Raw genomic sequence first — 8,060 nt, 5'->3', positions numbered from 1 at the left:
TGAACTTACCCTCTCAAATATAAAAGATAAAGAACAAATTTATTTAAAAGCCCAAAAGGATTATGATGAATTAGTCCAGCATAATTTCACTCAAAGAATTTTAAATGATAAAGATTCTAAGGTAGATGGAATTTATAATGAAAGGATTAAAAAGGTTCATACTCAAATCATAGACTTAGCTAAAAATGTCAATGTAGGAGGAGAATACTTAACTAATGTGGGCTTATCTAAAGATACCATAGTGGGATTAAGCAATACCTTAAATGTAGGAGTAGATAATAAAGTAAGAGTATCTAAGAATTCTAGCGAATATGTAGGAGAAAACAAAGACATAGAAATAGGTGCTAATCAAAATACTATTATCCATAAAGATGAGACAAGGAATGTGAAGGGAGAAAATAAATTATTAATAGAAAAGTCTTTAACCCAAACAATAGAAAAAGAATTTTTCCTTAATGTTCATCAAAATTTATCCGCCCACATACAAGATAATACATCCTTAAAGTCCAATTCCATGCAGACAAAGGTAGAGGAACAATATTCTTTAGAATCAGATAATTCAACTTTTGACTTTCAAACAGATTGTGAAGTAAAACAGGCAGTCAAATCCTCCATCAAGTAGGCGATACTCAAATTGTTACTAAGGGAGATTGTGTTATAATTAAAGCAGGTGGAGTTGAAGTAACTATAGACACTAAAGGACTTGTGGTTAGAGGTGGAGAGCTTAGGGCAGAGTAATGGAAGCACTTAATCAAAAAAATAGTTTAAATATTAGGCTTTTAAGTTCTAATAATATTCTTCTGCATAATCAAGAATTTAAGCTTTATGAAATAGCACAGGGCAATAAAAAGACTATTTTTACAACCAATAGAATGAGGGAAGCTCATTTAAATGCTAGTGAAATTTTTAGTAAAGAAGCACAAAGCTTTGAATTAATTTTAAATCAATCTAGTGTTTATAAAAACAAACCCATCTATAATCATAGATTTTTATTAAGAAGTTATGAGTATGGGCATTGGTGTGAAATAAAATTTGAAAGAAAGGCAGATAAAGGCCCTATAAACTCTATTAGGCTAAAATCCAAAGAATTTACCTTAGAAAATAATGAAAAAATAGTGCGTAATTTCTATACTTTTGGTGATATAGTAGAATTTGAAGCTATTTATGAGGATGCAAAAATCAAAGAAGAGCAAATTAAATGGGGTTATGTTTTTATTCAGGATAAAAACACCTTAGATAAGTTAAACAAAAACCAATTAACTAATGACAAAAAGGAAAGTTCTTTATTTGATGAAGAAATTTTAAAAGATTGTTTTTATATTGAAAAAGAAGAAGATAAAGCCCTATTATCTTCTTCTATCATTTATAGACATTTAGAAAACAACAAAGCTTATTGTGGAAAACATCTTAGTTTGCAACTACCAAACCCTAAAGACACACAAGAGCAAAAAACACTATTAGTCTTTGCTTATAAAGAAATACCCAATTATAATGCCTCTTATCTTATAAGAATAAATGATTATCCACAAATTACCATTGATTGCACTCTAGCAGAAACTCATAGAGCTATAAAAGACTTACAAAAACCATCAGATATTATCGATAATAGTTTATATTTTCAAAGGTTTGATATAAAAAATGATGTGTTTTTACCGCATTTAGGCTTAAGTAAATTTGATGCATTTCCATTGCAAAACTCCATACAACATGAAAAAGAAGTTTTAGATAAATTCCACTCTAACCCAAAATACAAGCAGAATTTTGCTCTATACTCTATTGCAGGGACTTTTAATATCTTATATATACCAAGCCTTATACAAATCACGAGAGTTACAAGATTCTATAATTACCATTCTTTATATGCTGCGTGCAAAAAGGTGCGTGCTTTTATCATTGATACTGTGAATTTTAATAATAATGGTAGCGATCAGCTTATTGGGGCATGGGATTATGAGAAGGTAGGATTTGATTTATATAATTCGATAATGCAATACCGAAATACAAAATTTCATTTTAAATATACCTCACCAAAATCATTCTTATTTCCCTTATATAATTCAGACTTTCTAAAAACAAAGCAGTATTTTAATCTAGGCTTAGATTTCTTTTTATATAGCTCTACATTTTTGGATATGGATTTTAGTCATACGCAAATGCAAGATACTGCTTTTATAGTGGGGAAGTAAGATGTTTTTTGCTGGTGGTGATTATGAGCCTTTTATATATGGGCTTAGTCTTATTGCATACTATTTTCTACCCCTTTATTGTCTGACGCTTTTATTGTATAAATATAAGCCTCAATATGTGAATCTTACTCTACATATTGGAGCTTCAGTGTTGTTATACTTAGCTATGTGGGTAATATTTGTCGATACAACTATTATCAGCCTTTTTGAAATTTTTCAAATGTTTTTAATCCCCATTATCTTGCAAATTATACATCTTACCTTTATACTCTATGCTATTATCTATACTTATTTTGATATGCAAAAGATTTCATTTACAAAGAGACTAGGCAGATATATCGTTTCATTTTTTATTGGGATTGGACTACTTATCCTTTCTTTTGTAATGATGTATGCTATTGGATATTATATCAGCGCATGGTGTGATAGATATTATCTTAAAATCGATGAGAGAAATGAGGCGATTCGCACTATAACTTTTTATGTTCTTGTTGTGGTTTTTCCCGGTATAATTGCACTACTCCTTAGCTATATCCTCTATAAAAATCATAAGTCATTTTTTACTAAGATTCTATATAGAATCTTATCTATGATAGGTAAGGACAAACCATAATGCAAAAACTTATATATCAAAACCACGACTACCAACAAATACAAATCCAACAAACACAGAAACATTTCAATCTTGGTTGTGATTTTATAGTTACAAGCAAAGGTTTTAAAAATATTAAGATTCCAAATAATTTGGATACAAAGAATCTATTGAGGATTATAGTAAAAAGTGAGGCGAGATAATGACTGATGGATTTGGGTTTTTAGCATATGTCTTTACATTGCCTGTATTGATTCTTGGTGGTATATCTTATGTATGTATAGTATTTTTGATAAGATTTCAAAGCTTTTGTGGGTTTGTATGTTCAAAAAGTTTTTGGATTGCTTGGCTTTTTTCATATTATTTATTATTTTTGATTATCTGTATTACTTGTGAATGGGAGTTATTAACAATGTATATCTGTGGTATTTCTTTACCTTTGGTATATTTTTAAGAAAATTTTTTATGCAATCACATTTAAATCTAGCTCTAAACGAATTTTCATTGAGGAGTAGTTATTATGTTTGAAACGACAAAAAATACAGAGTAAATTAAAGGGGTTCTTATGCAAAAGTTTTTAATAGTTTTAGGATTGTGTTTAATGTTAGCCATTAGTGCTAATGCACAATCTCCAAAAGAAGCTAAACCTAGCTTTGATTGTAGCAAAGCAACTACAAAAGTTGAAAAGATGATTTGTAATGATGAAGGTGGGCGGTTAAAAAATTTAGATCGCTATATGGGTGAAGTCTATACACAATTAAGAAAAGAGTTAAAAATCTCTAAATTTCCTGATAAAGAGCAAAGGCTAAAAGATCTTTTAGATTCACAAAGAGCATTTATTAAAAATTTAAATGAAGTTGATTTTATAAAAGATTCTTATGAAGAGCGCATTACACAATTACTTAAACTTCTAGGAGAAGTGCTAGATTCTAACAATAAAGAACTATGTGAATATGCAAGAAAAAATAAATTTGGTGACAGTAAATGGCAAGAAGTTCCTCCATCTGTCAATCCTCCCTTTAGTATAGGTTATTGTGCTTTTGGAGCAAATGATAAATATGGCAATTTTGATAATTATTGCACAGAAAATAGAGAGATTATAAAAAAAGAAATGGCAAAAGCTATCAAAGAAAAAAGTCTTTTTATCAGTCCTCCTAGAGTCTATAAAAGAAAAATTGATATTAATAATGATGGAGTGTTAGATAATGTAATTCTTTCACGAGGGGAATATTTTAGTGCACTTGCAATATATAAAAATGGTAAGCTAGATGCAAAAGCAAGTGGTAAAATCTATGGAGATGATTTGCATTTTAGCGGAGCAAAAACTGAAGAAGAAGTTTGCATGGTAAATGAGACGCCTTGCATGGCACTTGAAACATATGCCCTGCCAAGCAATAAAATTTCAGGAATACCAGAACAAGCAGAATTTAACTCTGAAATTCCTATACTAAGCTATTTAACTTATGGAGTTATGGAATTTCAAGGCAAAAATTATATTACTCTTTGGAATGGTAGATTTAATTTTGATGAGAATTCTACTTATCCAGAAACACGCATTTATCTTTTAGAAGGTAATAAAAGAGAATTAAAATGCACTTTTTAAAAAGGAAATAATTGATGTTTGAAACGACAAAAAATACAGAGTAAATTAAAGGAGTTCTTATGCAAAAGTTTTTAATAGTTTTAGGATTGTGTTTAATGTTAGCCATTAGTGCTAATGCACAATCCCCAAAAGAAGCCAAACCTAGTTTTGATTGTGCTAAAGCAAGTACAAAAGTAGAAAAGATGATTTGTAATGATAAAAGTGGGGAGTTACAAAAACTTGATAGATTGTATTCTAAACTCTATTTTTCAATACTAAAGAGTATCCCTAAAGATACAAAAGAGGGGCAAAAAACAAAAAAACAAATGCAAAAATTTGCTAAAAATTTTATAGATTATAGAGACAATATGCGTTGTTTTTTATTGGCAAAAAATGATGATGAAAAAGAAGTGGAAAAAGTATTTAACAAAGGACGCGAAAATGGAATAATGTATGAAAATCTTGACTCGGTTCATTTTGGTTTTAAACCACATCATTACAAGCCTTGTATAGCAAGGGTTTATAAAATGGGAATTTTATTGCTTAGCACCAATACTATCATAGATACAAGTTTTCTCATAGACAAAGATACTTTTTATACTTGCAAGGGCAATATGATACTCGATATTTTTTCTATTAAAGGTTTAGCAAAGTTTAGATTTTACAATAAATTGTTTCCACAAGGATATAAAGAAACCATTATAGAAGCCTCCAAAGCATTACAGGAATTAAGCTCAAATGGTCGCTATACTCAAGTATGTGCGTTTGAAGATGAGGGATTTATATGCACAAATGGAGGGTGTGAGTTTGATTTAGATGAAATGCAAACTAGAGTTATTCAGCCACTTGATAATTTTATTCAAAATATAGATTTTAGGAAACTAAATGCCAATTAAGACAACAAATTTAAGCTATGAGGAATTTTATAATAAACTTTTTAGTCTATTAAGGTTGGTTGAAGGGATTAGAACAAAGATTTATGCTGATAGTGCAGATGATCCAAAAATTACCATTGGTATAGGATTTAATATTGACGAAGATAAATGGAGAAATGTTATTTTGATGTATAAAGCAGGGATTTTGCAATACACAGACTTAGAAAATGGCGTCTATACCCTAGCTAATATACTAGGCAAACAATCACAATCTATGCAAATTCTCATTAATACAACTTCTAAAGAAATAAAAGATAAGATTAATGAATATAAGGCAAGTAATAAAATTCAAAAAAATACCTATCAAACAGGTAAAAACCCAAATCAAAATATGATTAATTTACAAAAAGATATCAATGCCATTTTGCAAAATAATATAAAAATCTACAATCAAAATCTTGAAAATATCAACCAAAAACTTGATGAAAATATAGTTTTTGAGCTTACAGATAACGAAGCAATAGAAGTTAAAAATATCATCAGTTTTAGTGAAATTAGGGCACTAAGACACAAATTAAACAAATGGAATGCAAATTATCTTACTTCTTTTAGTAAGACAGAATTAACCAATCCACAAGAGTTTATTCCCTTATTGTCTATTTATTATCAGCGTCCAGCAAGATTTAACCCAGAGAGTGGACTCATCTTGCTTCAAAAAGCCCTTAAAGATAAGAATAGATTCTTAGCGTGGTTTTCTGTGCGTTATTATGCTGATATACGACAATTCAAAAACCCTTATTATTCTCGCAGAATCCAAGAAGCCGCTATGTTTGGCTTAAGCAATAAGAATCAAAATAATAATATTGAATATTTTTCAACAAGTCTTGATATTTTCTCTTATCTTAATTTTAACTTTAGAGAAGCCAATGCCAAGCAAGGACTGAAGTTGCCAGATAAATACACTTACCTTTCTTTTATGCAAACTTATGATAAATGCAAAGAAGTTGATGAAAAAGCAGAGTATCTCTTAAGAGAATACAATACATATCATACTAAAGATAAGCACTATTATTCTTATGTTGCTAAAGAAGAATTTCAGGGTATAGCTGATATTCTCTCCCCCTATCTATCCTACCTAAACACCCTCACTCAAAAAAATTTTAGCTTAGATAATATTTATTGTATTGCTAATTATTGTGAGAATTTAGGTGCTAATAAATTGGATAATGTTGCCTTGCTTAATAAAACTTTAAGACAAAAGTTTGAAAAACTAGAAGCAAATACACCCCATAATATTCTTATACTCTATCCAAATCCCACTCCATCTATTATACAAATAGAACAACCTAAAAATACTTTTATTACTTTACTTATAGGAGCAAAAGCAAAAATAGATTGTTCTAAATTAATAGAAGATCAATGTGAGCTAATGTATTTAAAATATGATCCAACACAAGAAGAACAACAAGCAATTAATCCACAAGCTTTTTCTTGTAGCACCCAAGAAGAACTTATTTTAAAAAAAGAAGATGAAATATACTTTAAAACAGTAAAAAACAATATATCATATTTTATTAATAAAAACGATGGAATTTTAAAAGTTGCTCTTGCTGGTAATGAAGAAAATGCTATAGAATTATACAGTTTTGCTAAAGAAAATCAATTTAAAATTTTACAAGATAAAGCCTCAAAGATGCTAAAAATCTATTTAAAACTAGAAAGGTATAGTAGCGAAGAGATTTTATTACATAGAGGGGGAAATTTTGAATTAACACTCAATAATCTTAAGATTTTAGATGAAAATGGAAATAATCATGAAACCATCACTAAAATATTTCTTCATAATTGTGAGAACAGAAGGATTTATGAAAGTTTAAAGCTAGAGTATCAAGAAGGCATTTATAAGAGCAGTTTCAAGATTGATTTAATTTTAGATGAAAACTCTTCTTTTTTTAAAAGAGCTACAAAATGTATTATAGCTACAAAAACCTTAGAAGGCTTTAGCACAAGTCAAATACATAAAATTGGAAATGTGGCAATAGTCTCTTTAAGTTCTGCAGATAAGCAAGGAGGTTGTTATACTTTTACAAATAAGGTAAGCATGCAAGATTTTGGAGAAAATCTTTATTTAGATACTGAGACAAATGGGTATGAAAAACAAATAAAAAATTCAAGAGAGAATTTATATATCACAAATTTGAAAGCTTATAAAGAAAAAGAACAGCAAAATACTACTGATAAAATCCCTTACAATGAAACTATTTTTGTTAGAGCTTACTTAAATAATGAGGAGAAATTTTTCTTCGATGAGACAATTAAATGGGCATATTGTGTAAAAAAAGAAGAGGAATTAGAATGCAATCAATCTAAAATTAAGATTTTAGAAAATCTTCAAGGAAATGATATAACCTTTAATACTTCTATGCTTTCACAAAATGATAGGAATATACTTTATAATATGAATGAAAAATATCAATTAATTTTATTTGCCTATTTTAACACACCTGCTTTTAAAACAACACAAGGAATAACGCATTTAGTGTTAAAATGACTAAAGATTTAAATTATGCAAAAAAAGCCATTGAACTTACCCTCTCAAATATAAAAGATAAAGAACAAATTTATTTAAAAGCCCAAAAGGATTATGATGAATTAGTCCAGCATAATTTCACTCAAAGAATTTTAAATGATAAAGATTCTAAGGTAGATGGAATTTATAATGAAAGGATTAAAAAGGTTCATACTCAAATCATAGACTTAGCTAAAAATGTCAATGTAGGAGGAGAATACTTAACTAATGTGGGCTTATCTAAAGATACCATAGT

At 28.8% G+C, this 8,060-nt stretch carries 7 protein-coding genes; all 7 read left to right on the top strand.

From position 1 onward, the window contains the following. The coding region (locus AJ881_RS09560; protein ID WP_070282266.1) for a bacteriophage T4 gp5 trimerisation domain-containing protein at positions 1-622 on the top strand (622 nt) is incomplete at its 5' end. Between the two features lie 115 nt (positions 623-737). Then, positions 738-2,186: a hypothetical protein gene (locus AJ881_RS04005; RefSeq protein WP_070282264.1), complete on the top strand. Its 1,449-nt coding sequence runs from the start codon at positions 738-740 to the stop codon at positions 2,184-2,186. Between the two features lies 1 nt (position 2,187). Then, the gene (locus tag AJ881_RS04000; RefSeq protein ID WP_070282262.1) at positions 2,188-2,799 is read left to right on the top strand and encodes a hypothetical protein; all 612 of its coding nucleotides are present in this window, start codon (positions 2,188-2,190) and stop codon (positions 2,797-2,799) included. 544 nt (positions 2,800-3,343) lie between these two features. Next, entirely contained in the window at positions 3,344-4,381 is a 1,038-nt protein-coding gene (locus AJ881_RS03985; RefSeq protein WP_070282260.1) for a lysozyme inhibitor LprI family protein, read from the top strand. 59 nt (positions 4,382-4,440) lie between these two features. Next, positions 4,441-5,256, top strand: coding sequence for a lysozyme inhibitor LprI family protein (locus AJ881_RS03980; RefSeq protein ID WP_070282258.1), 816 nt, complete (start codon positions 4,441-4,443; stop codon positions 5,254-5,256). Beyond that, on the top strand, positions 5,246-7,786 hold the full coding sequence (locus AJ881_RS03975) for a hypothetical protein (RefSeq protein ID WP_070282255.1): 2,541 nt from the start codon (positions 5,246-5,248) through the stop codon (positions 7,784-7,786). The genes AJ881_RS03980 and AJ881_RS03975 overlap by 11 nt, the downstream gene beginning before the upstream one ends. After that, a partial coding sequence (locus tag AJ881_RS03970; protein ID WP_410002316.1) for a bacteriophage T4 gp5 trimerisation domain-containing protein occupies positions 7,783-8,060 on the top strand: 278 nt, incomplete at its 3' end. The genes AJ881_RS03975 and AJ881_RS03970, both read left to right, overlap by 4 nt.

It is taken from the genome of Campylobacter sp. BCW_6460 (assembly GCF_001762705.1).
GTDB classification, from domain to species: Bacteria; Campylobacterota; Campylobacteria; order Campylobacterales; family Campylobacteraceae; genus Campylobacter_D; species Campylobacter_D jejuni.
Note: the sequence above shows the minus strand (reverse complement) of the source record. Positions and strands in the feature narration are given on the sequence as shown.